1 protein-coding gene is annotated in these 474 nt (G+C 74.9%); it reads right to left on the bottom strand.

What is annotated here, in order from left to right; genetic code table 11:
* Positions 1-474 (bottom strand): LysR family transcriptional regulator (locus tag LPA54_RS37600; protein ID WP_228984923.1); only part of this gene is annotated, 474 nt, incomplete at both ends.

A 474-nucleotide genomic window follows, 5' to 3' on the forward strand; every position in this document is an offset into this window, starting at 1 on the left:
GGTCGAACGGGTCGTCCAGCAAGGGCTGCTGGTCGAACCGCGTGTCGCTCATCGGCGGGTTGTGCGGGGTGGACTCCACCACGGCCAGATCGGCGGCGCCCTCGAAGAGCAGGTCGAAGATGGCCGGAACGGCTGCCTCCGTGATCCGGACCGACAGCCGCGGGTGCCGCTCGCCGAGCCGGGCCGCCATCGGCGCGAGCAGCACCGAGACGGCCACGGGGAACCCGGTCACCCGCAGCACCCCGGCCGGGTCGCCGTGGTCGGCGCGCAGATCCAGCTCGGCCTGGTCCCAGCGGGCCTGGATGGCGTCGGCGTGCGCGAGCAGGCTCTCGGCGGCCGGGGTGAGACGCACCCCGCGGCCCTGGGGTTCCAGCAGGTCGACGCCGAGCTCGCGGGCGAGCTGGCGGATCTGCTGGGAGGCGGCGGAGGGCGTGAAGTGCAGGGCGCGGGCGGCCGCGGTGACCGTGCCGTAAT

The organism is Streptomyces sp. DH12, from assembly GCF_020873895.1.
Lineage (GTDB): Bacteria > Actinomycetota > Actinomycetes > Streptomycetales > Streptomycetaceae > Streptomyces.